Origin of the sequence: Ensifer adhaerens (assembly GCF_001270265.1) — a bacterium.
GTDB lineage: Bacteria > Pseudomonadota > Alphaproteobacteria > Rhizobiales > Rhizobiaceae > Ensifer > Ensifer adhaerens_B.
In genome coordinates this window covers 285,488-311,247 of the sequence record NZ_LGAP01000003.1, presented here as the reverse complement: position 1 = coordinate 311,247, position 25,760 = coordinate 285,488, and the positions used below count along the sequence as shown (strand labels likewise).

Annotated in this window: 25 protein-coding genes and 2 pseudogenes; 15 read left to right on the top strand and 12 right to left on the bottom strand. The window is 60.4% G+C overall.

What is annotated here, in order from left to right; genetic code table 11:
* Positions 1-146: 146 nt before the first annotated feature.
* Complete coding sequence (locus tag AC244_RS10185; protein WP_053248686.1) at positions 147-1,508, bottom strand: IS1182 family transposase; 1,362 nt, start codon at positions 1,506-1,508, stop codon at positions 147-149.
* Positions 1,509-1,742: 234 nt separating this feature from the next.
* On the opposite strand from AC244_RS10185, the gene AC244_RS10180 reads away from it, so the two are divergent.
* Positions 1,743-2,261 carry a DUF6398 domain-containing protein gene (locus AC244_RS10180; RefSeq protein ID WP_053248685.1) on the top strand — a complete coding sequence of 173 codons (519 nt, stop codon included), beginning with the start codon at positions 1,743-1,745 and terminating at the stop codon, positions 2,259-2,261.
* Between the two features lie 18 nt (positions 2,262-2,279).
* Here AC244_RS10180 and AC244_RS10175 read toward each other — a convergent pair.
* From AC244_RS10175 to AC244_RS10165, 4 genes and pseudogenes are all read right to left on the bottom strand, one after another.
* Positions 2,280-2,699: pseudogene (locus AC244_RS10175) on the bottom strand (alpha/beta hydrolase); the annotation flags it as partial.
* A gap of 12 nt (positions 2,700-2,711) precedes the next feature.
* A complete protein-coding gene (locus tag AC244_RS38010) occupies positions 2,712-2,993 on the bottom strand; it encodes a hypothetical protein (RefSeq protein ID WP_082366809.1) in 282 nt (93 codons plus the stop codon).
* Between the two features lie 5 nt (positions 2,994-2,998).
* The gene (locus tag AC244_RS10170) at positions 2,999-3,811 is read right to left on the bottom strand and encodes a DUF2092 domain-containing protein (RefSeq protein WP_082366808.1); all 813 of its coding nucleotides are present in this window, start codon (positions 3,809-3,811) and stop codon (positions 2,999-3,001) included.
* A gap of 173 nt (positions 3,812-3,984) precedes the next feature.
* A complete protein-coding gene (locus tag AC244_RS10165; protein ID WP_053248684.1) occupies positions 3,985-5,757 on the bottom strand; it encodes a hypothetical protein in 1,773 nt (590 codons plus the stop codon).
* Positions 5,758-5,850: 93 nt separating this feature from the next.
* On the opposite strand from AC244_RS10165, the gene AC244_RS10160 reads away from it, so the two are divergent.
* From AC244_RS10160 to AC244_RS10125, 8 genes are all read left to right on the top strand, one after another.
* Positions 5,851-6,189, top strand: a complete 339-nt coding sequence (locus AC244_RS10160) for a hypothetical protein (RefSeq protein ID WP_321166222.1) — start codon at positions 5,851-5,853, stop codon at positions 6,187-6,189.
* Positions 6,190-6,201: 12 nt separating this feature from the next.
* Positions 6,202-7,077, top strand: a complete 876-nt coding sequence (locus tag AC244_RS10155; RefSeq protein ID WP_053248682.1) for a peptidyl-prolyl cis-trans isomerase — start codon at positions 6,202-6,204, stop codon at positions 7,075-7,077.
* The gene (locus AC244_RS10150) at positions 7,074-8,069 is read left to right on the top strand and encodes a HupE/UreJ family protein (RefSeq protein ID WP_053248681.1); all 996 of its coding nucleotides are present in this window, start codon (positions 7,074-7,076) and stop codon (positions 8,067-8,069) included. The genes AC244_RS10155 and AC244_RS10150 overlap by 4 nt, the downstream gene beginning before the upstream one ends.
* A 17-nt stretch (positions 8,070-8,086) precedes the next feature.
* Entirely contained in the window at positions 8,087-8,338 is a 252-nt protein-coding gene (locus tag AC244_RS10145) for a hypothetical protein (protein ID WP_053248680.1), read from the top strand.
* A gap of 46 nt (positions 8,339-8,384) precedes the next feature.
* Positions 8,385-8,831 carry a hypothetical protein gene (locus AC244_RS10140; RefSeq protein ID WP_053248679.1) on the top strand — a complete coding sequence of 149 codons (447 nt, stop codon included), beginning with the start codon at positions 8,385-8,387 and terminating at the stop codon, positions 8,829-8,831.
* A gap of 28 nt (positions 8,832-8,859) precedes the next feature.
* Positions 8,860-10,797, top strand: coding sequence for a DUF3604 domain-containing protein (locus tag AC244_RS10135; RefSeq protein WP_053248678.1), 1,938 nt, complete (start codon positions 8,860-8,862; stop codon positions 10,795-10,797).
* Between the two features lie 94 nt (positions 10,798-10,891).
* The gene (locus tag AC244_RS10130) at positions 10,892-11,230 is read left to right on the top strand and encodes a hypothetical protein (RefSeq protein ID WP_053248677.1); all 339 of its coding nucleotides are present in this window, start codon (positions 10,892-10,894) and stop codon (positions 11,228-11,230) included.
* Positions 11,231-11,654: 424 nt separating this feature from the next.
* Entirely contained in the window at positions 11,655-12,581 is a 927-nt protein-coding gene (locus tag AC244_RS10125; protein ID WP_234716904.1) for a transglutaminase-like cysteine peptidase, read from the top strand.
* Positions 12,582-12,660: 79 nt separating this feature from the next.
* Here the strand turns inward: AC244_RS10125 and AC244_RS10120 are convergent, their stop codons facing one another.
* From AC244_RS10120 to AC244_RS10100, 5 genes are all read right to left on the bottom strand, one after another.
* Positions 12,661-13,269, bottom strand: coding sequence for a ribbon-helix-helix domain-containing protein (locus AC244_RS10120; RefSeq protein ID WP_053248676.1), 609 nt, complete (start codon positions 13,267-13,269; stop codon positions 12,661-12,663).
* 3 nt (positions 13,270-13,272) lie between these two features.
* A complete protein-coding gene (locus AC244_RS10115; protein WP_053248675.1) occupies positions 13,273-14,553 on the bottom strand; it encodes an HlyD family type I secretion periplasmic adaptor subunit in 1,281 nt (426 codons plus the stop codon).
* Positions 14,554-14,613: 60 nt separating this feature from the next.
* Complete coding sequence (locus AC244_RS10110) at positions 14,614-16,791, bottom strand: type I secretion system permease/ATPase (protein ID WP_053248674.1); 2,178 nt, start codon at positions 16,789-16,791, stop codon at positions 14,614-14,616.
* Positions 16,792-16,824: 33 nt separating this feature from the next.
* On the bottom strand, positions 16,825-18,270 hold the full coding sequence (locus AC244_RS10105; protein WP_053248673.1) for a TolC family outer membrane protein: 1,446 nt from the start codon (positions 18,268-18,270) through the stop codon (positions 16,825-16,827).
* A 367-nt stretch (positions 18,271-18,637) separates the two neighbouring features.
* The gene (locus AC244_RS10100; RefSeq protein WP_053248672.1) at positions 18,638-19,399 is read right to left on the bottom strand and encodes a GGDEF domain-containing protein; all 762 of its coding nucleotides are present in this window, start codon (positions 19,397-19,399) and stop codon (positions 18,638-18,640) included.
* A 529-nt stretch (positions 19,400-19,928) separates the two neighbouring features.
* On the opposite strand from AC244_RS10100, the gene AC244_RS10095 reads away from it, so the two are divergent.
* On the top strand, positions 19,929-20,216 hold the full coding sequence (locus tag AC244_RS10095) for a hypothetical protein (RefSeq protein ID WP_053248671.1): 288 nt from the start codon (positions 19,929-19,931) through the stop codon (positions 20,214-20,216).
* A gap of 171 nt (positions 20,217-20,387) precedes the next feature.
* A complete protein-coding gene (locus AC244_RS37115) occupies positions 20,388-20,858 on the top strand; it encodes a hypothetical protein (RefSeq protein WP_053248670.1) in 471 nt (156 codons plus the stop codon).
* On the opposite strand, the gene AC244_RS10085 is transcribed toward AC244_RS37115, so the two are convergent.
* Positions 20,848-21,504 carry a LuxR C-terminal-related transcriptional regulator gene (locus tag AC244_RS10085; protein ID WP_053248669.1) on the bottom strand — a complete coding sequence of 219 codons (657 nt, stop codon included), beginning with the start codon at positions 21,502-21,504 and terminating at the stop codon, positions 20,848-20,850. The genes AC244_RS37115 and AC244_RS10085 overlap by 11 nt on opposite strands.
* The gene (locus AC244_RS10080; RefSeq protein WP_053248719.1) at positions 21,501-22,895 is read right to left on the bottom strand and encodes a sensor histidine kinase; all 1,395 of its coding nucleotides are present in this window, start codon (positions 22,893-22,895) and stop codon (positions 21,501-21,503) included. The genes AC244_RS10085 and AC244_RS10080 overlap by 4 nt, the downstream gene beginning before the upstream one ends.
* Positions 22,896-23,170: 275 nt before the next feature.
* Here AC244_RS10080 and AC244_RS10075 point away from each other — a divergent pair, with 275 nt between their 5' ends.
* The 4 genes and pseudogenes from AC244_RS10075 (at position 23,171) to AC244_RS38005 (ending at position 25,703) form a co-directional block, all read left to right on the top strand.
* Positions 23,171-23,830, top strand: coding sequence for a hypothetical protein (locus AC244_RS10075; protein ID WP_053248668.1), 660 nt, complete (start codon positions 23,171-23,173; stop codon positions 23,828-23,830).
* Between the two features lie 366 nt (positions 23,831-24,196).
* Positions 24,197-24,685, top strand: a complete 489-nt coding sequence (locus tag AC244_RS10070; protein ID WP_053248667.1) for a BA14K family protein — start codon at positions 24,197-24,199, stop codon at positions 24,683-24,685.
* Positions 24,686-25,159: 474 nt separating this feature from the next.
* Positions 25,160-25,414, top strand: coding sequence for a type II toxin-antitoxin system ParD family antitoxin (locus AC244_RS10065; RefSeq protein WP_053248666.1), 255 nt, complete (start codon positions 25,160-25,162; stop codon positions 25,412-25,414).
* Positions 25,414-25,703 (top strand): annotated as a pseudogene (locus AC244_RS38005) (type II toxin-antitoxin system RelE/ParE family toxin). The gene AC244_RS10065 and the pseudogene AC244_RS38005 overlap by 1 nt, the downstream one beginning before the upstream one ends.
* The last annotated feature ends 57 nt before the right edge of the window (positions 25,704-25,760 follow it).

The following is a 25,760-nucleotide window of genomic DNA, read 5'->3' as shown; positions in this document are numbered from 1 at the left end:
CTAGCAGCCTGTCGGACTGGGTATTTGCGAGATAGACGGCGTACGGGCCGCGTTGCCTTGGAGAACGCAGGCGATTGCTTTGGCTGGTGTTGTCGTCAACAGGCAGGTTTTAGACAGTTTGGAGTCCTATCGCTGCCATCCTTGCTTCAATATGCCGGAATTAACGCGAACATTCGCTTTATATTCCAGGCCATGGTCACCAGGTTCCACTCACCACGTACCTTGTCGAGGCCGCGTAAGGAGAACTGACGGAAGCCGAGGACTGATTTGATAATGCCAAACACAGGCTCCGGGGTGTACTTGCGCATTGCGTAGAGTTTTTTGCCTTCGGGTGTTTGTAGCCGATGAAGCATTGCCTGGACATGGCCTGGATTTTCGGGTGCGGGCGAAGCCTCGGCGAAGAGCCCACTCACGGCCGGATAATGCCGCTGCCGTCCAGCAGCGATCAACGGCTCCACACCAGCAGTGTGGCAAGCTGCAACATTGGCTTGGCTGAAGTAACCGCTGTCGGCCAGTAGAGTATCTGGTGTACCCAATAGCTGTGGCAAGGCTGCAATCCTGCCAACCATGGGCTCAATCTGCTCCTTGTCATTTGTTGCCTGGACGACATCGGTGGCCACCACCAGCATGCTTCCCGCCGTTACAACGGCTTGAGCATTGTAACATTGGTCAAAGGCACCGCCGGCAACCGGCATGATACGCGAGTCTTCATCCGTCAGATTGATCTGATCGGTCGGCCGTGGTCCCTCGACCGGTGGCGCTGGAGGCTTTCCGCCAGGTTTTTTACCCTTCGCCTTCGCCTTGGCTGCACGGGCGGCCATCTTCGCCCTATAGTCGGCCTGTTCGCGTTCAAAGCGCTCCTTGGCGCGGGCCTCAATCTTGGCCCGTGCCTCAGCCAGTCGGGCCAGCCGTTCCTCCCGCCGCGCCAATTCTTCGGGTATGGACAGGCCGTCTGCAAGATCGGCCTGATCGGCTTTTTCGGCCATAGCCGTCAGTTCAGCGACCTCGGCTTTCAATTGCATTTCGATTTTGCCCGCATGCTCGTAGGACAGCGCACTATGGCGGCTGGCGTTGGCGTGTATCTTGGTTCCGTCCAGTCCGATCGTCCCCAGCTTCAGCATGCCCATCTCCCGGGCAAGCAAAAGAACCTTGACGAACAGCTCCTCGATCTGAGGAAGAAAGCGCCGCCGAAAGGCTGCAATCGTATCATGGTCGGGATGCTCATTGGCCGCAATGAAGCGGAACGCCACAGAATCATAGGTCGCCCGCTCCAGCTTGCGACTGGAAAAGACCCCCGTTGCATAACCGTAGACCACAACACCCAATAGCAGGGCCGGATGGTAGGAGGCCGAGCCTGAGCCGCGATAACTTCTGGTCATCGCTGAAAGATCCAATCCGTCAATAACGTCGACCACAAACCGCGCCAGATGTCTTTGTGGCAGCCATTCATCCATCGAAGGAGGCAAGAGAAAGCTGGTATCACGATCTATCTGACGGAAGTTTCTCATCGATGCGAAAGGCTCCGCGGACATCTTCAATATAACGAATTATAGTAAATATATGGTGCAATAACAAACACATAACCTTCATCTTGCGGAGATTTCCGGTCTTGTTCAGTCACCCCCCCACCCCTTGAACAATGCCCTTCAGGCGCATCACTCCCGTAATCATCCACAGAAAGCTTCCTCGTTACAACAGGCCACTCTGGTCACGGCCAGCCCGCGCGCTCATACTTCCCGGCAATGACTAAATCAGCCCTCGCCGCCTCAGTCCCAAAAGCGATCAAGCCACGCTACGATGAGATCGTCGCGCTCGCCGATGCATTTTGTCGAACTCATCTCAACGACGAATATGCCGATCTCGCCTGCCGCATGACCGCCGCCTTATCCCGTAAACGGCCAAGCCCACTCGCCTCGGGTCAAGCGCGTGTCTGGGCCTGTAGCATCGTCTACACGCTTGGACAGATCAATTTCCTTGCTGACGCGACAACAAAGCCTCATATGGCTATGGCTGACCTTTGCGCTGGCTTCGGCGTTGCTCAAAGCACTGCAGGCAACAAGGCAGCCTCCATTCGCAAGGCCATCAATGCCAATCGGTTCGACCCAACCTGGTCGCTTCAAAGCCTGACTGACAAGAACCCATTCATCTGGATGCTGGAAATCAACGGGTTCATCATCGACGTCCGCAATGCTCCCAGACAAGTCCAGCAGCTCGCATTCGATAACGGCCTTATCCCCTACATCCCTGACGAAAAGCTGTAGATGTTAAGTCCGACAGGCTGCTAGGATCGAGACTTCCCTGACCTCTGGATCGCGCGCCAGATACTGGAACAATCTCTCCACCGTATTGCGTGGATAGTTCGTGCTTTCGCGATCATAACCATAGGCCAGCGGACTGCCACGCGACGGCCAGGTCGCCAGGACCGGGGCGCTGTGCGCTCCCGAATCGTGAACGATCTGCGCAAAGCGGTGGACCGCGCCCTCGAAGTGGTTGTTGAAGCCGTGGATGAATACGAGGACGCTGCGGTCCGGACTCTTGCGCACCGAGTTGCTCAACCAGGTCTCGGCGGTGGACCGATCGATCTCCTGTGCCTTGATCGTCGCAAAATCCGTTTTTGGGTCCGGTGGAAGCCTGCGCGGCCAGGCGCGCTCGCCAACCTTGCGAACACTGTCAGGTGGGATCGATACCGTAAAATCCGCGTGGAAACCGGCCTAGGGGCATCGGTAGCCAACGACGTTGCCATAGGCATCCCGGACCGGCACGCATCCCGGCGCGTAATATGTAGCAGCGGCGGCTCCGGCGTAAACAGATCGCCGGGTCGTGCGGCGGGCGACACCGGCGTAGCTCACCGGCGTTGCTGGTCTCCCGATTCTCGCTTCCGCTTGCGAGAGCAGATCCGCCGGTCGTTCGGGAAGCATTGTGCCGCTCCAGAATAACTCGAAGATCGCGACGGCCGAGGCGAGTACGAGCGTTGTAGTTCGACGAATAGCCATTTCAACTACTCCTTCAGCGCTTCTGCCGGAGCCGGCAGTTCACTGACATCAGCCAATGAAGTGAAATCGACCGACTTCGCCCCTTGCGGTGGGGCGAAGGCGAAACTCTTCGCGTCAGGTGGCGTGTCGGTGTCCCAGGACTTGATCCGCAACGTGTATTGCGGCGCGGCAGCCAAGGTCTTGCTCGTGATGACATATTTTCGGGGAATTGGCGTGGGACCAAGCTCCACCCAGAGCTGCCAATCCGTTTCCTGGTTGCGGAAGGCCAGGTGCTCGCATTCAACGCCATCCACGACACCGCGACCGATGTGCTTCGCTTCGATCACACCGGCGACGAGCTCGTCATACACGTCGGATAGCAGCAGATCGGCGCCCGGCATTTCGATGTGGTGCTCGGCTCTCAGACGATCGATCATCTCGTCAAGTGACCCTGGCAATTCGACTTGCGCGAAGGTGTTGCTATCCTTTCCGAGGACGGTAGCGGTCTTCCCATCGAAGACAAGTTCGACTTCCGAGTACCCCCCGGTTCGCGTCACGCGCAGCTTGTCTGGCCTGCTGAGTTTCGCCTCGCCCGAGGAGGCGAATTGCAGCTTTTCCAGATGCGGAGTGATCACCTCGATATCGACGTCATATTTCAACAGGATGTGCTGCTGCCCCGTGACGTAGTCCGACATCGCCTTCAGAATTTTTTTGGCGTCTTCGCCCTCGGCGAGCGCCGGCGAGGCGACCGCAAGAGCGAGGAGAAGTGTGGAAAATGCCAGCCGGCCCCTCTTAACGAGGAGCGCGTATGATGCGCCGTTTGACGGTGAGCTGTTCATGCCGACCTCCTCTTCATCTACCTGGTTTGCGTTTGCACGCTCGGCTTCAGAGATTCCTAATATGAATGCGGACCGCGCACATGTAGCATCAGGTAACATCTACCGCGTTCACCGATGCCGGAGGCACACCACGCCCTCTCGTGACGGGCTCTCGTCGTAAGGCGGCGCCGGACTTACGGAACGGAAAGGCCAGCCCTCGCCAGCCCGTCCAGAAAGTGAGCCTGATCCTCAGGTCGGTGGATACGCATAGCCACCTCGCGGCGAATGTTTCCCAGAAGGCCGGGCGCGTTGGTTTCGATCCAATGGCGCTCCCTTGCCGCCTCATCGGACTTGTCGAGTTGACCTAGGATAGCTGCAACGATGAAATGATAGAGCGGATTGGCTTGTACATCGGCCGCCTTGACCCATTGTTCGGCGGCGGCATAGTCCTCCTGCATGTAGGAACACAGTGCGAGCGAGGTCTCGAAGTAGCCGATCGGTCCGGCGTTTCTGCTGACCGCTTCCGCGACGAGCCCGCAGCCACGCTCCCATTCACCCGACAGGGCAAGCCGAAGACCATATTCCGCGCTCAGTTCGGGGTCGTTCGGATTCATTGCCAGTGCACGCGCGCCTATCTTCAAGGCCGTATCGACCTCGCCGCGAAAGAAGAAGGCAAGCATCTCGGCCTGCAGGCCTCGAACGTTCTGCGGATCAAGTTCGACGGCGCGTCTGGCCGCGGCGATGGCCAGATCAAGCGGCGACGAAGCGGGAGCGTCGAGCCGGTAGCGGAAACGCAATTGATCGAGGTAGGTAAGAGAGAGCAACGCCCATGCGGTGGCATAGCCCGGAAATTTTTCGACCGACCGCTTCAGGCAGCCCTGAACCGAAGCATGACTCTGCGGATTGAGCTCGGCGCGATAGCCATAGTAAGCCAATGTGCATTGATACGCCTCCCAATCGTCCGGGGGCATGTTTGCTGCCCTTGAAGCATCCGCGCGAAAGATAATCCCATATGGTTGCGCCAGCGTCGTGGCCACCGCGCGCGCCACATTGCTTTCGAGGTCGAGGAGGCTGCGGACCTGGAGGCTCTCATTGTAGCTTTCGGCCCACAGGACCGAACCGTCCTCGCGATTGACAAGGCGACTCGTCAGCCAGAGCTTATCGCCGTCGAGCCGCACGCCACCCGAGAGCGCGTAGCGAGCTGACGACGCGCCGCTCGAGAGAGGGTCACGCGAGCCCCCGGTGGTTTGCCCGGCAATTACAACGATTTCCTTGAACTTGGAAATCTGCTCGATGACCCTATCGGTCAAGCCCCTCGCGACGATCCTAGAGCTGCCGGTTCCCGTCAGGTCCTCGAAAGGCAATACGATCAGTCTTGGTACATCTGGCGCCGTCCGCGCCACGTCCGCAGAACCGGAGAGCGAATTTGCCGACTGGTCGGGTTGCCAGAATTCGAAGAAGACAATTCCCGCAAGGACGAGAACGGCAGCGGCAAGCACAACGAGCTTCCAACGCCCTTCATTGCCTTTACCGTTCCCTCCGAGCTTTTCGATTACCTGCTCGGCGTTTGCTGTTCGAACTGTGCCGAGATCGCTGCGACTGAAAACGGGAACATATCCGCCTTTCGGCATCGTGATGACGATCGGGTCGTCCTGGCCCGCCACGAGGTAATAGCGTTCAAGCGCTCTCCGTATGCGTGCTGCTTCTATTCGAACGACGGGATCGGTCTGCGCCTCGAATGACGAGTCGCGGCCAAAGACTTGCACAGCGATCGAATAGCCCTTTATTCGATCGCCCCGCCCGTCAAGCGCTTCCTCCACGATGTAGGCGAGGAACTTATGGGCCCTATTCGGCACTTCGAATTCCGGACTCGATTGAATCCGCTCAAGTTGCGCCCGAATCTCAGCTTCCGTCGGCAAGGCCATTCCCGACGCAGAGTCGGCTTCGACAGAACGGGTCTGGGTCATGCCTTCCCTCCCACAGGCCGCAGCAGGTTCGTAGCCCGCCACATATTCCTGTTTGCTCACGTAAACTACATCCCAGCATTGATCTAAAGCAATATGCTCTACCCCAAACAGTTTCGAGAAAGGTCTCGGAAAATGGGTTCGCAACGGGAGAGCGCGACCGGGAAGAGCGGGTTGCAGGCCGCCACTCGCCGCTTCCCAAAGCGGGGCTCTCAGATCGAGGCCTTGTTTGAGCGAGACGAGAACTTTCGCGGCCTGTGCGACGATCTTGCAGCTGCCGAGCAGGCCCTTTGGGCGACCGAGCATTTGCCGGAAAACAATCGCATGACGCGGCGCCTGGAATACGAGGAGCTGGTGGCGGAGCTTGCGGATGAGATCAACAGGGTGCTGGACCGAGCGAATGTTCTTCCGATGTCACGATCACCGAAGCACTAGCGGGACGGTGTCATGAAGCTGCTCAGAGAACCTCTTTTCCACTTCGCCATCGGCGGCGTCGCCCTGTTTTTCGCCTATGCTTGGCTGAATGACGACGTCGGTGCCGGTGACCGTCCGGAGATTAGAATCGATGACGGCCATCTGCGTTGGATCAGTGAGACATGGACCAATCAATGGCAGCGTGAACCATCTAACGACGAATTGCGCGGCCTCGTCGCCGAAATGGTCAAGGAAGAGTTGCTCGCGCGCGAAGCGCGCGCCTTGGGGCTCGACCAGGACGACACGATCATCCGTCGAAGGCTCGCCCAAAAAATGACCTTCCTAATCGAGGATACTGCACGGCTTGCAGAGCCGAAGGAACAGGTTCTGCGTGAGTTCTATGAAGCTCATTTGGGCCTATTCCGCCAGAGCAGGCGGATATCCTTTGTTCACGCCTTCTTCAGCAATTCGAAGCGGCCGGACGCGGCCGCCGACGCTCGGCGCGTGCTTGCAGCATCGGATGGCCGCGACGACCTAGGCATTGTCGACCAGGGCGATCAGTTGCTGGTTGCGTCGCGATTGGAGGAGAGCAGCGAGAGCGACATCGCCGCGCAGTTCGGCCCTGCGTTTGCACGTGCCGTCGTCGAGCTGCGGCCGGGCGAATGGACAGGGCCGCTCGAATCTGCCTACGGGCTGCATCTGGTCCGCGTTTCCAAGATGGCGCCTGGCGAGGTGCGCCCATTCGACAAAGTGAAGGCGGACGTTCTCGAACAATGGCGCGAAGAGCAGCGGCGCCGGTATCAGGAGCGCTATTTCGCGGAGCTCTTCGGGAAATACCACATCGTCGCGGACGAGCGCGTCAAGGCTCTGGTCGGGCCGCTACCGGGTGAGGTGGAGGCGGGGCAATGAGCCGACTTGCCATCCTCTGCCTCACAATCGTGTGGTCTTTCCTCCTGTCGACGGCCGCCGTCGCGCACGAGGTCCGGCCGGCCTATCTCCAACTCAGCGAGGAGCGGCCAGGCGAATTTTCGGTGCTCTGGAAGGTGCCGATGCAGGGCGAGATGCGGCTGGCTCTCAAACCGCAATTTTCCGGCAAGACGCGATCGTCCATGCCGGTCAGTCGCATGGTTTCAGGTGCGGCTATCGATAGCTGGACGCTCAAGACCCCGGCGCTGCGCGGCCAGACGCTCTCGATCGGCGGTCTTGAAGCGACGATGACGGACGTGCTGGCGCGGGTCGAATATCTGGACGGTACGTCCTGGACTGAGCGGCTGACCCCGCGCGCGCCGGCGGCGATCATTCCTGCGGCCGAAACCGCGCTCGACGTTGCCTGGGTCTATCTGAAACTCGGCGTCGAACACATCCTGTTCGGCGTCGATCATCTGCTCTTCGTGCTGGCGCTCCTCTTGCTCACGCGTGGGTTGGGGCTGCTGGTGAAGACCGTTACTGCCTTCACCATTGCGCATTCCATCACTCTAGCGCTTGCGACGCTAGGTTTCGTTCATGCGCCGCAAGCCCCTGTCGAGGCGGTGATCGCGCTTTCCATCGTCTTCGTCTCGCTCGAGCTCGTGCACCGGGATGAGGGCCGCGAGGGTCTAGCGGCGCGCGCGCCGTGGATCGTCGCCTTCAGCTTTGGGCTCCTGCACGGCTTTGGCTTTGCCGGCGCGCTCAGCGAGATCGGCCTGCCAGAAGGGCACATTCCGCTGGCGCTTCTCTTCTTCAACCTTGGAGTCGAGGCGGGCCAACTCACGTTTGTCGCGGCGGTGTTTTTGCTTTTGGCGACGGCGCGGTGGCTCTCTTTCCCTTTGCCGACCTGGGCGCGGCGCGTCCCGGCCTATGCGATCGGCACTGTGGCGATGTTCTGGACGATCCAGCGCGTCGCGATGTTTTCCATTCCTTAAACGCTCGGGAGGCAGGCATGGGTGGATCATCGCAGCGTCTATCAGCGGTTTTACCGATCGCGGCGGTCCTGTGGCTGGCACCGCCGCCGGCGGCGCTTGCCTGCGGCTACCATGACGACGTGTCCATGGCGCGGGGGATGATCAACTGGGTCTATCCGGATGCGCTCCATGTGTTGGGCGCCATGTCGGCGGCGGTCGCCGAGCGACGGTTGCCCGCCGGTGATAACGACACCGGACCTGTTCGGCTCCCGGTATCGCAGAACGGCTGAGGCACTAGAGCAGCTTGGCAGGGCGTTCCCCACAGCTTCCAGGCGGGTGCCGGCACTATCGTTTTCGCTCGTGCTTCTCGAGCCGATGCTATGGACGCGGTTCGAAGCTGCGCACGGAAGGCTCGGCGTCGATGTTCATGTCACGACCCCGGAGCCCGGTGATCTGGTCCTGGTTTCCGGCGAGGCCGTCATCGGCGAGGTCGCAGCCGGTCGGCTGACGATCGGCGAGGCGCTGCGGCTCGGGCTGATCCGCCTTTATGGCTCCGAAAGCCAGAAGGCGGAATTCATCGCCGCCTATCGCTCGGTCGGGGGCGAAAAGCCCGCGGCCGGTCTCAGCGGTCATCAGACCCAATCGACGCCTGGGCACAGCACAGGGCGAGCTGCGTTGCGCGCCATTCAACCTCAGTCAGTGTCGATGACAGCACTGGCCACACCCGAATCTACTGCATCCGAGGTCGGCGGCGCGATTGCCTGCGGCCCCGCACATCATTGAAGCAATCAATTCTGCGGAGGAGTGACCAATGACCAAGACTTCACTTCAGGGCATAAGGCTCGCGGTCCTGCTGGCATCCGTTTTCGCGGTGCCGGCGCTCGCGCAGGACGCCGGTTCGCTCGACCCGAAGAAGGCCCAGGAGGCGCAGCAGCGGCCACCGGCCTATTCTCCCTATGTCGGGCGGGATTTCCCGACGCGGCCGTTCTTCGGCGACACCCACCTGCATACCTCGTTTTCGATGGATGCCGGTGCCTTCGGCGCCCGGCTCGGGCCACGCGATGCCTACCGCTTCGCCCGAGGCGAGGAGGTCACCTCGAACACTGGGCAGCCGGTGAAACTATCCCGTCCGCTCGACTTCCTCGTCGTCGCCGACCATTCCGACAATATGGGCTTTTTCCCGGATCTGTTCGCCGGCAAGCCGAATCTGCTCGCCGACCCGACAGGCCGCCAATGGTACGACATGATACAGTCCGGCAAGGGCGCCGATGCGGCGATTGCAATCATCGTCGCCTTCTCGCATGGGACCTTCCCGAAGGACCTCATGTACTTCCCCGGAACGCCCGCCTACCACAGCGCCTGGCAGGAGACGATTGCCGCCGCCGAGGATTTCAACGATCCGGGCCGCTTCACCGCTTTCATCGGCTACGAGTGGACATCGAACACGGGTGGCAACAACCTGCATCGCAACGTCATCTTCCGAGACAATGGCGACAAGGCGAGCCAGGTGGAGCCGTTCACGGTCTACCCGCCCTTTGGCAGCGACAACCCCGTCGAATTGTGGAAATGGATGGAGGCCTACGAAACGAAGACCGGCGGCAATGTGCTGGCCATCGCGCACAACGGCAACCTGAGTAACGGGTTGATGTTTCCCGTGGTCGAGGAGTTCGGCAAGAAAATTGACAGTGAGTACGTCGAAACGCGCGCGAGGTGGGAGCGTCTCTACGAGACCACCCAGACCAAGGGCACGGGCGAGGCCCATCCTCTCCTGTCGCCGAACGACGAGTTCGCCAATTTCGAGATCTGGGACAAGGGCAACCTCGATGGCAGCGTCCCGAAGAAGAAGGAGATGCTCGAATTCGAATATGCCCGCTCGGCATATAAGAACGGGTTGAAGCTCGAAAAGGAGCTCGGCACGAACCCTTATAAATTCGGCCTTATCGGCAGCAGTGATGCGCACACAGCCCTGACCGCCATGGAGGAGGACAATTTCTTCGGCAAGACCGTGCCGCAGGAGCCGAGCCCCCACCGGATGATGGAAGCCTTCGTCGACAATCCGAAGACCGGCGTGAAGATCATGGACTGGGAGGTCTCTGCCTCCGGCTATGCGGCGGTGTGGGCCAGGGAGAACACACGCGAATCCATTTGGGACGCGATGCAGCGCAAGGAGACCTACGCCACGACCGGCCCCCGCATGATCGTGCGGCTCTTCGGCGGATGGGATTTCGAAGCCACCGACGCCGAGGATCGTCTGCCGGCGCGGATCGGCTACAGCAAGGGCGTTCCGATGGGCGGCGACCTCAGGGCCGCGCCCGGAGGCAAGGCGCCGACATTCCTGGTCGCCGCGCTGAAGGATCCGATCGGGGCCAACCTCGACCGCTACCAGATCGTCAAGGGCTGGCTCGACAAGGACGGCAACCTTCACGAGAAGGTCTATGACGCCGTCTGGTCGGGCGACCGCAAGCCGGGCAGCGACGGCAAGCTTCCCGTGGTCGGCAATACGGTCGACGAGGCAAACGCCACCTGGACCAACACGATCGGCGCGCCCGAACTCATCACAGTGTGGAAGGATCCGGAATTCGACCCCAGCCTGCCCGCCTTCTACTACGGCCGGGTGATCGAGATTCCGACGCCGCGCTGGACATCCTATGATGCGAAGCGATTTGGGGTGAAGCCCCTGCCGGGTACCTCGATGACTGTCGCCGAGCGGGCCTATACCTCGCCGATCTGGTACACGCCGGCGCCGTGAAGCATCTCCCGTCGGCAAACGTGCGAAGCGCGATTTTCAATATGCGCGATCCAGGCACGACATCGCAGACTCGAGAGCCAAGCAGGATCCGGTGATGAAGAAGGCACTGATGATCGCCGCTGTCGGCGAAGCTGCAGCCGGATTGGCGCTGCTGATTCATCCATCGCTTGTTGGGTTGCTGCTGTTCGGTGAAGCCCTCACAGGCGCTGCCGTACCTATGGCACGTGTGGCTGGCATCGCCCTGATAGCATTGGGGGTCGCCTGTTGGCGCAATTCGGCTCCGGTCGGCATGTTGACTTACAGCACGGTGGTCACGCTGTATCGTGCTTACCTCGGTCTCGCAGGTGAGCCGACGGGCGTGCTCCTATGGCCCGCGGTTGCTGTTCACATTGCATTGACGATCGTTCTGGCGCGCGCTTCACGCGCCACGTAGGCGCAATACCGTGCCTCGGACATGGACCTCGTCATCGCGGCGTGTGCATCTGCGCTCGCACGGTGAAATTGTCGCCGACAATATCTTGCCCCTTACCTCGCCGGTCTGATGGCGCGCATCGCCTTTCGGAAGGCTTCCGACTTCCTCTCTGGATCGCGCTGCGGAGACAATCGGCCAGGGGGCCGCTCAACCTATCTGGGAAGCAGCGAGCAGCCTGACAACGCTCGATCTTCGTTCTCCCTAAGTGTTGATTATCGGAAAACCATCGCACTGCCCTCTGCTCCAAAAGGATACACAAGTATAAAATTTGAATAAAATTTTAGATAAAGCGTATTGTTATGAGGCATACTAAATAATACATGCCGCTTTACCGGAGTTTTTCTTTTCATTCGTAGAGTGCCTTCATGCAACGAGAGGCACGGTGATGAACAAGAAGAGCTGGAACCACTGCGCGAAATACCTGAAGACTTCAGTGATTGCGATGGGCCTAGTGTCGCTTTCTGCAACTTCGTCCGTACAGGCCGGACAAACCGGCATGCTCCAGCCCGCTCTCTTCCAGCAGATGATGAGCCTTGCAAGCCCGTTGGCTGCCGTCGCCACGCAGGTAATCGGCGCCTGGTCGCACCAAGCTTCCGAAGGGCTCAAGCGTCAACAGGTCCAGAAAGTGGCGATAACAACGCGCGCCAACATTGGCAGCCAAACGCCGGCACGGTCGGAACCCTCCGCCGTCTTTCATTCCGTCGCCTTTCGCGTCTCTTCGATCCCTGTCGCCCGCAAATGGAAGACTGTCTTCCCGACGGTTGCCGCGGCTGATTTCAGCCACTGCGCACAACAGAGTGGTTGTGCCGCCCGCGGCATCCTCGGCAAGGCGATCAAAAACGCCGAAAGTCTCGCCTTCCGGCAGAAGATCAGCGGCATCAACCGGACCGTCAACCGGCTCGTTCGCTACCAGCCAGACGCCGAAAACTACGGCTCCAAGGACTATTGGGCGACGCCGGACGAAATTCTCGGCGGCGGCAAGGGGGATTGCGAAGACTATGCCATCCTGAAGATGGCCGCTCTGAAGGCGGCCGGCCTTCCGGCGGAAGCCATGGCGATCGTCGTTCTTCGCGATGTCCGACGCAATTTCTATCATGCCGTGCTCGCGATCACGACCAGCCAGGGCCACTTCATCCTCGACAATCTGAGCGACGAGGTGAAGCTAGACAGCGCGCTGCCCAACTACCAGCCGCTCTTTTCGGTCAGCGCCGACCGCTCCTGGATCCACGGCGTCAAATCGACCGGCGACAAGGTCGCGTCGACCGCACCACTGTTCGATGTCATGCCCGGCGAGGGTGTCGCGCTTCGCTGAACCTTTCGCCGCACGGGTCGCCGTTCGAAATCGCCATTATCGTGCCAACCTGCGCTGCGGCAGCGATGGTGCCGCGTCATCAGATCAGAATAAAGCCGATGATCACGTCCTGATCAGAGAGTGGGGCGAGGGCGGCGTTGAGCTTGCCCCGCGTGACCTGTCCCTGCACTCCTATGGTGAAGCCGGCCGATTGCGGCTCGCCGGGAGCCGATTTCAGGCGGCCGACGAGATCGACAAACTGAACGTCGAAGGAAAGCTTCAAGCCCCGGGCTGGCTCTGGCTGCTGCGACCGCAGGACACGAGATTGGACGAAGGAGAGGAATGGGGGGTTGTAGGCAATGATATGCTTGCCCCCTGTGAGCGCAAAGGCTGGCGACGGGCTTGCGCGGACCTGGCTCGTGACTATCGCCAGATTGCTGCGCGCCTTGGCCGCCGAAAGCTCGTCGCGCAGGTGGCGGGTGGCGATATAGCGCAGCCGCGCCGTCAGGTTGCCTTCGCCCTCAAGTTCTCTTTCGCAGGCGGCAACGATATCGGCTAGCTTGCGGCCATGCCGCGCGGCAAGCTCGCCAAGGCTCTGCCAATAGATCTCCTCGAGCTTAATTCCGTGGCGCTGACCACCGACGGTGACGACCCGGAACCGCAGCGCGCTCAGGTCCTTTTCGGACGGGGGAGGCGGCGTCTCGTTCATTGGTCAGCGCTCCCGCAGAGCTTCCTCGCGCGCCTTGTTGATCGGTTTCATCAGATACGCAAGGATCGTCTTCTTGCCGGTCATGATATCCACCGACGCAATCATGCCGGGCATGATGGCATATTCGCGGCCATCCTTCATGAGCGCGGCCGTGTCGGTCTTGACGCGTACGAGATAGTAGGTTTCGCCGTTGTTCTGATCGACCAGGCTGTCCGCGCTGACGGTCTCGACGACACCGCCGAGGCCGCCGTAAATCGAGAAATCATAGGCCGATATCTTGATCAGCGCCGGCTGACCGGCGCGCACGAAGGCAACATCCCGCGGCGAAAGCCGGGCCTCGACAAGCAGAATCTCTGACGTTGGGACGACGCCTGCGATCACCCCACCGGGCGTCACATAGGCGCCGACCGTGTTGACATCCAGTGTATTGATGATGCCGTCGACCGGCGAGCGAATGTCGGTGTTGGCGACCCGGCTGCTGGCACCGCGGATGGTTTCCTCGATTACGGAAAGCTGCGACAGCGCCTCGGTTTTCTCCGCCAGGGCCTCCTGCTTCAGTTGCAGCGAAAGTTCCGTCACCTGCAGGGTTGCCTCCCTGAGTGCCTCCTCGAGCTTTCCGACCGACTCCTTCCAGAGGGCGAGCTGACCCCGGGTATCGGTCAGCTCCTTCTCGACCCTGAGCGACTCGGTCTGCGCGACGAGCTTACGCTTGACCATCGGCGCGAGCAGCTCCTGCTCGCGCTCGGTTAGCCGCAAGCTCTCCGTCAGCCGGTTGATGTTCGCCTGTGCTTCGGCCAGTTCCTTCTGGCGCTGGCCTTCACGTGCCTGCATGACCGACAGCTTGTTGTTAAAATTACCGGCCTTGGCTTGAAGCAGCTGTTCTTCGTTGGCGCATATGGCCGGCGCGACCTTGGTGATTTCCTCAGGACATTTGTATTTTGCGTCGTAGGCGCCGGTCTCCTCGAGCTCCAGCCGCGCGATTTGCGCGCGCAATGATCGTGCCTTCGCCTCGAGCTCGCCAAGCGAGGAGCCGCTCGCAGTATCGTCAAGCCGGAGGATCAGATCGCCGCGGCGAACAACCTGCCCTGGCTGCACCGCGATCTCGCGCACGATGCCGGGCTCACTCGACTGGATGATCTGCGTCTTTGAGACGGGGATGACCTTGCCTTCTCCGCGGGCGATCTCATCCACCTCGGCGATCGCCGCCCAGGCGACGAAAGAACTGATCAGCAAGCCTACGACAAGCAGCCCGGCGCGCGCGGCAAGCGGCGGTTTCTCAGTCATGCTGGCACCTTCCGCCACTTGCCGACCGGCTTCGTTTCGCGCTCTTGCTGAAGACGTGCATCATAGGCCAGCTCCCGCCGGTGGGCCGGAAGGACCGGGCCGCCTTTGCAACTGCTCGATGACCTCGGCCTTCGGACCATCGGCAACGACGCGCCCGCGGTCGAGGACCAGTAGCCGATCGACGAGGCTCAGCATGCTGTGGCGATGCGTCGAGATCACCAGAGTGACATCGCTGCTGAAGACATTGGAGAGCTTGTTTATCAGCTCGCGTTCGCTGGCGAGGTCCATCGCCCCGGAGGGTTCATCAAGGAAAACGATCTTCGGCTTTCGCAACAGCAGCCGGGCGATGGCAACCGCCTGGCGTTGCCCGCCGGAAAGCTGCGAACCGCGCTCACCCACAGGCATGTCGTAGCCGCGTGGATGGTAGGAAACGAATTCGTCGACCCCGGCGAGCCGCGCTGCCGCGACCACTTCTTCATCGCTCGCGGTCGGATTCGCCATCAGGAGGTTTTCCTTGATGGTGCCCGAGAACAGGTCGGAATTCTGCGACACGAACGAGACCGCCGAGCGAACGACGGAAGGGTGCAGTTGCCGGATATCGACGCCATCGAGCAGGATGCGCCCGGCGCTTGGCGGATAGAGCCCCCCCAGAAGGCGGCCGATCGTCGTCTTTCCGGAGCCGATGCGGCCGATGATGCCGACCCGCTCGCCCGCCTTGATCGTTACGTTCATACCACTGACCACCTTGTGGTCGTTACCCGGATAGGCGAACTCGAGATTGACGAAGGAAATGCTGCCGTTGCGGATCTCGCGATTGACGAAACCGATCGTATCGGGTCTGTCCTCCGGCTGCTCCATCACCGCATTCAGGATCCGCAGTGACAGAAGCGCCTGGCGCAGCCGCGCCAGCGTCATTGCAATCTGGCCGAGGGGTGCGACGGCGCGGCCAGCCAACATGCTCGCGGCGATGATCGCGCCGGAGGAGATATTTCCCTCCGTGAATTCATAGGCGCCGGCCACGACAATGCAGACCGTCACCAATTGCTGCACGAACTGCGTCGCGTGTGACGCCCAGGAGGAAATTTCCTTGATCTGCTCCGCCGTGTTCGAGGAATGCTTGGCCAGTTCGTTCCAGCGGCGAAGGAGTTGTTTTTCCGATTGCAGCGTTTTCACCGTCTCGATCGCGCCGATGGTCTCGACCAGCAGCGCCTGGCGCTGGGCGGATTCGTTCGAAGCCGCGGCGACGCGGTGGCCGATCTTATACTGCGCGACGTAGCCAATCAGGAGGCTCAAGATAAAAGCGATCGCCGGAACGAGCGCGATCCAGCCCGCGACCGCATAGATGGCCGCGATGAAGACGAAGACGAAAAGACTGTCGATGATCGTGCTGAGCGTGTTCGACGTGAAAAACTCCCGCACGAATTCGTACTGCATCGCCCGGTTGGCATATTCACCGGTGGACGGCGGCCGCGAGGCCATGGTTGCATGCAGGATCTTCTCGAACAGCATGTAGGAGAGTTTCAGATCGGCCTTTCGGCCAGCGTAGTCGATCAGCGCCGCGCGCACCGTCTTCAACAGAAAGTCGAAGAGGATGGCGGTGCTGATGCCCAGCGCCAGAACCCAAAGCGTCGCGATCGCCTTGTTCGGCAGGATGCGATCGTAGACGTTCATCGTGAAGAGCGGCGCGGCGAGCGCCAGGACGTTGATGAAGAATGCCGCGATCGCCACCTGCACATAGGCTTGCCAGAAGGGCTTGATCGTCGCGGTCAACCAGTGCCGGCGGTCGATGTTGCGCGCCTCGCCCACGCCCCGGCCGGCCGCCGCATTCAAATAGGTGGCCGAGAACGACACGGCATAGGCGAGCCCACCGAGTTGCAGATCAGACAGCTTGATAGCCGGTTCGTCGGGCCTGCCCACCTTGTTCGAAAGGCTGAGAGTGCCGTCCAGAGCCTCTTCCAACAACGCCCTGGCGCTGCCGTCGCGAAAGATGAGCAGCAGCGGGAACACGAAATCGCGATTGGTAAGCGCGCGCGTCGAAACGAGTTCTGTCTCCAGACCCACCCGTTCGGCTATGCGGGAGACGTCTTCAGCGCTCGGCGACCGGGCGTCGAAGGGGACGTCGGAATAGAGCACACTGTCTGACGAGGGGCGGTTCAAGAAGATGCAAATCTCCTTGAACGCCTCGGAAAAGCCGGTCAGGCTCGGGCTAATCTGCGCATGCCTGTCGATACCTTGCATCACCACCGGTTGTGTCCGCCCTCACGAGGACTGTTATTTTTGCCGGATCGGCGCCAACAAGTCGAGCGGCAAGTCGTTTGTCTGGCGCGACGGGACACGGCGATAGGTTTCCGTAGCAGGCGTGGCTGGAACATTGAACTCGGTGCGCGCGTAGGCTTCGGATTGAGCCGGTGCCTTGATCTGCATCGTCGACAGAAGTTGTCCGGTCGCGGCAAGCAGGCGATATTCGGCAAACAAGGCTGCGTACTGCGACGTCTTCGCCAGGATGCTGACGTTGAAGCGCGCGTTCTGCGCGCTCAGCACATCGAGCAGCGAACGCTGGCCAACCTTGAGCTGCTCGCGGTAGGACTCGACGAGCTGCACGTTCATCTGGGCCTGCGCATTCAGTGTGCGGGCAATGTCATACTGGCTCGTGCGGCGCTCCCAGGAAATGCGAACGGCCTCCTCGACCTCACGATGCGCCTGGTGGAACACCAGCCGCTGCTCGCTCGATCGACGCATCTGCTCCTGTTCGTTGGCGATGTCGATGCCGCCGCGATAGAGATTCCACTTCGCGACGATCCGTGCCTGCGCGTCCCAGGTATTGCCGGTAGAGCCGTCTATATCGTTGCCGGTGCGCACGCGCCCTTCGGCAAAGACTTCGGGAAGCATGTTCGAGCGCGCGGCCTTGACCTGCGAATCGGCGACACTGATGTCGGCGTCAGCGGCCTTGATGCGCGGATTGTTGCCGCGGGCGATCCCGATCGCCGTCTCCAGCGTGTTGGGTAGGGCGCCGGCAACCGACTTGGGCATGGACGGCATGGTCAGCGGCTGGCCGACCAGGCGATTGAAGCTGATCTTGACGGTGTCGAGCGCTTCTTCCGCTTCCTGCAGGCGAGCCTTTGCGTTAAGTAGCCGTTCACTTGCTTGCTGGCGATCCGCATCGGTCAAAGCGCCCCCGGATATCAGCGAGCTGATATCCGACAGGATCTGCTGATGCACGCCGACATTTTTGCGAGCCTCCGCCACGATCTGCTGCTGGAGAATATATTCGAAGTACTCGCGGACGATCTGCAGGCCGATCGTTTCGGAACGTTCCAGGACGCGGAAGGAGGCGCTATCGACGCGTGCTGCCTGCCGCTCCAGCTCGGCCCGTCGGCCGCCGCCATCGAACAGTTTCTGCGTAATGGTCAAACCGACATCGGAAGGATAGAGCGGGTCGTTTTCGATGGAGGCGAGTCGACGACTGTTGTCCTCGAGATGGCGAGCACCCGTCGAAGCCTCCAAATCGACGCTCGGCAGATAGAGACCGCGGGCCTGCCGAAGTTCGAACTCGATCGCCTCGCGGTTCTCCATCGATTGCCCAATCTCAGGGTTCGATTCCATTGCGATTTGAAGCGCTTCCCTGAGCGTCATCGCTTCGGCCGCACTCCCCGCGAACACGGTCGACGCGAGCAGAATGGAAAACAATCCGCCCTTTAAGGTTTTCCCCACGGTCAATACTATCCCCCTCGCAATCAGTTCGTCACGCCAGCAAATCCAGGCGGACGTTAAAACTGCAGAAACCTGCCTGCTAAATAATACAGCGGTAATAAAACGCGGCCACCAAATTTGGGGTCGTTCCAGACCACCGCAAGCTTTCGCACGGCTATGTTGCAAAAATGGAACAGCCGTCCCGCTGCACGAGAATCTTTTAACCTATTGAAAAGAAATGGAGCGTGCGGAACTGCTCCAGGACCTGAGCCGGCTCAGATCGACCAGAACACCGCCCTCAACTTAACGCCGACGCGAATGCGGTGGCTTCACTTCAGCCGCTGCGAGCGAAGACTATGGACTGAGCTGGTGCGGGCGCCGGGCCTGCATCGATTCAGGCCGAAGGCAGACGGACGAAACCGACGCTCTGAGTTGCCCCGGCAGCAACCGCAACGGTCTCCGAGGCTGCGGCACGGCGCAGCCGTTCCAGATCGACGCTGCCCTCGAACAACGCACCACCAACGCTGAGGGCGAGATCGACCTTGCTGCCATCGGCAGAGAAGTGCGACGAGGTCAGCGCTTTCGTCAGGCGGGTGCAAACCTGGTCGGCATCGACTTCGGTCGCACCGACCAACAGGACGTCGAAGCTCGCTGGGCCGGTTCGCGCGACGATATCATCGCGCCGCACCGAGGTGCTGATGGTCGAGGCGACAAATTGCAGCAGTTCCTCGCTCCATTCCGGGCCGAAGGCGGCGCCGACATCGTCGAGGTTGTTGATCCGCAGATGGATGAGAGCCCCGTGAAGCTCCTCGACAGCGCGTTGACGGCGGCGCTCAAGACCATTGACATACTGGACGAGCCCGCGGCCGGTGACGCAGCCGGTCGTGGTGTCATGGGCAACGACATGGTTGATCTGGTTGCGGAGACGCTGGGCCCGGCGAAACTGCATGGCCGCGATGACGATCAGCGGCACACCCATCAGCAAGGAAATCAAAGCCGCGCCCACAACGGCCGCCGCATAGGGGCGATCGACGAGAGCAACCAGGCTGAGATAGACCAGGACCTGGGCGAGGATGGCGAAACCAACGATGCCGCCGAGGACATAGCGCACGATCCGCCAGTCCTTCTGCCCGTTGAATGGTACCTCTCTCTGCATGCATCCAGCTCCCGATTCACTGACGATAATCGGTCTAGTGCAGTTTTATGGATATTCCCTTTCCTAGCTATCTACAACTTTATGCACCGCGCAGATTACCTAGGGGAATGCACCAAAACGGCATATGACTGCCTGGATATTCGCGCTTCGCGTGCAAATTCAAGATGGCGTCCGAGAAATTTCGTTTGTCCTCTCTCGTCCTGAACAACGGGACGTCGCTGATTTTGTTCACAAACCCAGATGTAGACGGGAAGCGCAAGGTTCTGCGCATCCGCGATGCTCCTACGATATCGCACGATGCAACTCTCAAATTTCGAGATTGCGCCGCGTGCTGAACAGAAAAAGGCCCCTGCGACGGGGGGCGGTTTCAGTTGGAGAACAAACCCGAGACACGGTAACGGCATCAAAAAATGCCGTGAGTTGTCACGGTCGCGGACTTTGGTCCTACGTCTGATCCGACTTCAGTCCGCTTTGACACAAACCCGCTTGTTCCGCAGGCTGATAGGATTGTTGGGCTGGTGTCGCGAACATGTCGATCAAGAACTCTCTGCGCCGACTTCTTTCCCCGCCGGATCCGCAGGAGCCGGCAATCAGCATACACGCCCTGGAGTCTCTTCTTGACCTGTGGCAAGCCTACAGCCTGGTGGTAATGGAGCTGCACAGATTGCAGGCAGAAGATAATCCGCGGCCAGAAGCGATCCGTGAGCTCGACGTCCTTTGTCGCGATATCGAGGCGCGGCTCATGTCCTCTCTCGAGAGGATGGATCGGGCTGACGGCGTGCACGTTTCCCAACGACGGCCTGCTGCCATGCGTTGATCAGGGGAGCCACCTCGGTCTCAATCACCTGGTCCCTTCATTGCCGGCGTTTGTTGACGAGGGTACGGGGGACGAGCACTGCCAGAAAGGGCCTTGGTTATGGCTCTATCAAACGTGCGTAATCTCGACGGCCTGTAAAGGGCCGGCAAAGTTCAGTTCTGAGGAGATGTCATGCCTACGCGTCGGAAGTTTCTTACCGCAGTCAGCTCGGGAGCCGTTTGTCTGTTTGCGGTAGCTCTTCCATATACCGTCGGCCCTGCCGGCTCGTTGCTGGAACTTGTTCCCCAGGCCGCCTTTGCCAAGAGCGGGGAGAACAACGGCAATGGTGGGGGCAACGGTGGCGGAAACGGTGGCGGAAACGGCGGAGGAAATGGCGGTGGTAACGGCGGAGGGAACGGAGGCGGCAAGTCCGAAAGAGACAAATCGAGCGGCGGCAACGCCCGTGGCAATTCGACGGGAGCCGGGGGCGGGGGAGCTGCTATCGGCGGCGGTGCCTCCAGCATCGGCGTGCGCCATGCCGATGGCATAAGCGAGGAGATCAGTGGCGGCCGTTACATCATGAAGGATGCGCGAGGGCGCACGATCATCAACCGAAGGGCGACCCTCGCAGACCTGAAACGAATTCAGTCCCTCATTCAGTAAGGGGGCGCCAATCAACGGCGTCGCGCAGTACCATGGCTGCCTCAGTCCGGTTGGTGACACCGAGTTTGGCCATGATCTGCGTCATATGGTGCTTTACTGTCTTTTCCTGAAGGTCGAGCTTCCGAGCGACGTGCTTGTTGCTCATGCCCGCCGCCACCAACTGCAGCACTTCATGTTCGCGCGCGGTCAGGTTGGCGACCAGGGCCGACAGGTTTGCTGGACCGCGTGCGCGGTTGGAAAGAAGTTTGGCTGAAAGCGCGGGAGTGACATAGCTTTCGCCCGTGGCCACGCTGCGAATGATGTCCGCCAGCGCTCGACCGCCTACGCCCTTCAGCACATATCCGAGCGCGCCCCGGTCAAGGGCCGCGGTGACATCATCGCTGGTTTCGGAAACGGTTAGCATGATGATCTTTTGCGATGGCGACAACTCGAGGATCGGGAGGATTGCGTTCAAGCCGCCGCCGGGCATGGAGATGTCCAGCAGCAAGACATCAGGACGCAAGTTCTCGGCAATAAGCAGGGCATCATCCCTAGAACTCCCCTCGGCAACGATCTCGAAGCCGCCGATCTCCAGCAGGCTTCTTGTTACGCCCTCTCGAAACAAGGGATGGTCATCGACCACGGCCACGCGTATCGCTGTCGTCATGCCGCTTTTGTCTCCTCAGTGCTGATTGTCATACGAACAACGGTGCCGGAGGCGGAGACGCTAATCTCGAAGGTTCCGCCCAAGCTTTCGATGCGTTCCCTTAATCCCTCAAGACCAAGGCCCGTCGGCTGCACGAGATCTGGGTCGAAGCCGGGCCCGTTGTCCCCGACCTCGACCGTCACCTGCTCACCCTTCGTCGATTGCGAGACGCGCTGGCCGACGCCGCCGCCATGGCGGTAGGCATTGTTGAGGGCTTCCTGCACGAAGCGGTAGATGCAGATCTTGGCGGATAGAGACAGGTGATCAGGCGGGTCGAAAACCGACAGGTTCACGGCCGTTCCCGTTCGCTGCTGATGAGCGTGAACCACCCGTTTCAAGATCTCGGACAAGGTTGCCGTCTCGATCTGCGGCAGGACGAGGCCGCTGCAGATCGTCCGGATCTCCTGCATTGCTTCATCGAGACTTTCCTTGATTTCGCCGATGATGCGTTCGCGTGCGGCGCGTGCTGATTTCGGGTTCGTGAAAGCATCGCTGTCGAGTCGCAGGGATGCAAACGCCAGCAACTGCGCCGGCCCGTCGTGCAGATCAGCGCCGATGCGGCGCAGGTGGCTTTCGTTGAGCGCCGTCGTGCGTTGCGAGGCCCGCTGGAGCCGTTCCCGCAGAGCTTCGTTCTGAGCGAGCAACGCTGAAAGCTCGGCGATCCGATCCTTGAGTGCATGGCGCTGATTTTCAATCGTCCGGCTGCCTCGCAGCACGATCGCGGAGAGGACCACAAAAAAGGCCAGCGTAAAGGCTGCAACCGCCAACCAGCTGTAGAAGCGCGCCTGGCTCAAGCCGTGCTGGAAATCATAGGAGACTTCATGAAATTCAGAAACGGCGACGACCTCTCCCGACCACGGTTGCAGCACCGGATTGTAGATCTCAAGGACGGGCATATCGGCTGGGCGTTTGTCTGACTGCTCCCCTGCCTGATCGAAGAGCGCCACCATGCTGCCGGAGAACGCCGTTCGCAGCTCGTCGCTGAGCTCGAGCCGTTTTCCAATCTGGGCCTCGTCGCTTGAATAGAGAACCGTGCCGTCTGCCCGCCAGAGACGGAAGGACAAGAGGCGGTTTCCCAGAGCGCCTTGACCAAGCGTTTCGTCCAGCGCGCGCGCCACCGCGCCGTCGAGGACCTGGGTGCTTTGCATGTCGGGCAACAACGGTGCGATCACACTGTCCACGTAGAGGGCCGTGGTCGCGGCGGAGTTTCGAGTGACGGCTTCCTCGATTAGGCGCGAAACAAACGCCCCGACCAGCACCATTGCAGACGCCGCAACAAGGCCGCCTATCAGCAAGAACTGTGTTGCCAACGAGCGGGCGTTCCAATTTTTGATGAGTTGGCTGGCGCGCACGAAATTTCCCGGGATCGACCGCTGATCGCCAGCGTCGCTGTGGTACAACAAACCCACGATAACCTATCCGGTTGGGCAGGCCGGTCAATGCCGTGGTTCGGTTCTCAATTTTTATCGGACCTTTGACTGCCTGCCCGACAGGACCAAGGTCCTATAGGCCGCCGCAATGGTCCAGGGGTCATAGCCGATCCCTTTTGCCCAAGATAGGTTCAACTCCTCTACAAGCGCGGCCTTCATCAGATTCGGCGCCGCGGGTATTCGAAGAGGAGTTTCTTATGGTTTTCACGAAAGCAATCGCTCGTAGCGTCGTGGCGCTGAGTTTGGCCGTAGTTCCCGCGGCGGGCGGGATGGTCGGCGCGGCGGGCACAGCCTTTGCCAAGGACGGCCATGGCAATTCCGGTGGTGGGGGCGGTAACGGAAATGGCGGCAGCCATGGCGGGGGCTCAGGTTCCAGCAATGGCAAATCGGAGACCGCGCGCGCAAACAAGGACTCCCGGTCGAGCAAGGCCAGCGACAAGTCGACGTTGAAATCGTTCTTCACACGTGACAAGGCACCGGACACAGCAAAAAAATCTGCCAAGGCTGACAAGCTGGCCAAGGTGGACCCGGTCGGTGCTGGCGCCGGCACCCCGGGGCTGCGCTCGCTGAACCGCAACTATCACGCTTATATCAATTCGAACGATCCCCGAATGGCCGCGGTTTCTGCCTACGCTATCGCCTATGCCGAATTCGAAGCTGAGAACGGCGTCGACGCCATCCCAAGCGATCCGACTCTCAGCGACGAGGCCCTGCGCGACGCGCTTGCCGGCTTCTCGAAAGATGGTGTCGTGACCGACGATATGCTTGACGAGGCCAAGGATATCCTCGGGGTTGGGCCCGAGGTCGGCAAGATCGATCAGATCCGCGATACGCTTCCTCCGCCGACCGTCGAATGACGGGCGGTTAACAGACAAGTCGGCGGGCCCGGGAAGTTGACCCCGGGCCTGTGAAGGTCGTGCGCTTAAGCGATGTTGCCAGCTTCCTTCCGGCGATCGCCCATCTTAAGTGCCTCCCGCTTCTGGTCGAACGGCAACTGTCGGCCAGCAAACTGGCGCGCCTGTAGCGGCAGGGACATCATCGAGGGTTCGTCGAGACGACAGGCACTCCCGCGTTCGAAGCATGGAAGGGGATGCCTTCCTGCGAATGCATAATTCCTCAACTCCCGTTCGATTTTAGGGTAGAATTACGCCGCGATTAAAGGACTGCAGTGTCCTTTGCGCGCCGAATTCGACGTGTGGCGCTGCAGAGGGAAGGTGAAGCCAATGAAAAGGTTTGCAATCGTTGCTCTGGCGCTGGCGACGGCGTTGACAAGCGCTCCGCCGGCCATGGCGTTTCCCGCAATTGCCGCGCCGAGGATTGAAGCGCCGCAAGCTCAGCTGGTTCAGTACAGGCGATATCGCGGCGGGTATTACCGCGGACATCGTCATAACGGCGGCGATGATTGGGCTTGGGCGCTGGGTGGGCTTGCCGCCGGTGCAGTCATCGGCGGGTTGCTGGCGCAGCCCAGGTATTATGGCCCCAGCTATTATGGCCCCAGTTACTATGAGCCGGACTACTACGGCCGGACCTACTACCGTCCGCGCTACTATGCGCCACGCTATTATGCGCCACGCTATTCCCGCCAAGTCTACTACGGCGGCAATGCACATGCGCGCTGGTGCTATGCGCGCTACCGTTCCTATAGGGCCTACGACAACACGTTCCAGCCCTATTACGGTCCGCGACAGGCGTGCATTTCGCCCTACTATTGAGCGTGGGGTGAGGCACGCGGTCAATCGGCTTCATCGGCTATCCGAATGGGGTTTGAACCGCTGATAAGAAAGCCCGACCGCCGCCCAGGGCAACGTCTCGAAATCGCACGCTTGCCGGCGCGAGCCGTGGAGGCGGGACCGTGTTCCCAACGGCAACGAGCGATGTCTCTCGATCGAGCGGTCAGACCCGGTTCTCGGATGATCGCCGGCTGCTCAAGCTGAATTTCCTGCGGCGAGCCTTTTAACCAGTCAGGCAGCGCGCGAACGGGCTCCTGTCGCTACCGCGGCCCGCGTATGGCAGGCTGGTTTTTGGGATCTTGCTGTTGCGCACTGAAATCTCCTTATCCTCGAATTGGTGCGAAGTCGTGCCACTACACGTCTCAAAAGCGCGTGGCAGCAGCGCCGCGCGCATTCCAGATATTTGATAAACTTTGGCAAACTATGTCATCGTGGAGGTAGCTATGGAGGCTGAATATGGCCACGATGAACGTATCGTTGCCCGATCCGATGAAGGACTGGGTCGAAGCACAAACGCGCACAGGCCGCTATGCAAACGCCAGCGACTATGTGCGCGATCTCATTCGTCGGGATCAGGAGCGTAATGACAAGATTGCCGTCATGCAGCGCTTTGTCGACGATGGCCTGAAAAGCGGGGTCGGTAATCGCTCGAAGGACGAACTTTTCGCTGCGGCATTGGCGCGGGCTGAAACGCCGCGCGACCATCGTTAATGGGATTCCGCCTTTCCCTCGCTGCAGAAAAAGACATTATCGCTATTGCCGAGGAAGGCGTGTGCCTCTTCGGAGCCGCTCAGGCCAGCCGGCATCATGACTAGCTTTTCAGTATTTTCGTCCTGATTGCCGCTAGTCCTCGCATGGCGCGCGAGCGTTCAGAGTTATCGCCGCCGATGCGCATCCATCCGTTCAAAGCCCATCTTGTCGTCTAACGGGTCGAGCTGACGGCGATATTCTCATTGTCCGTGTCCGGCACGGTCACGAGAACTGGGCGGACAACGCCTAATTAAGCTAGGGACTGCTGAGCCCCCACTGCATCCAGCGCGGATGCGACGACGCTTCC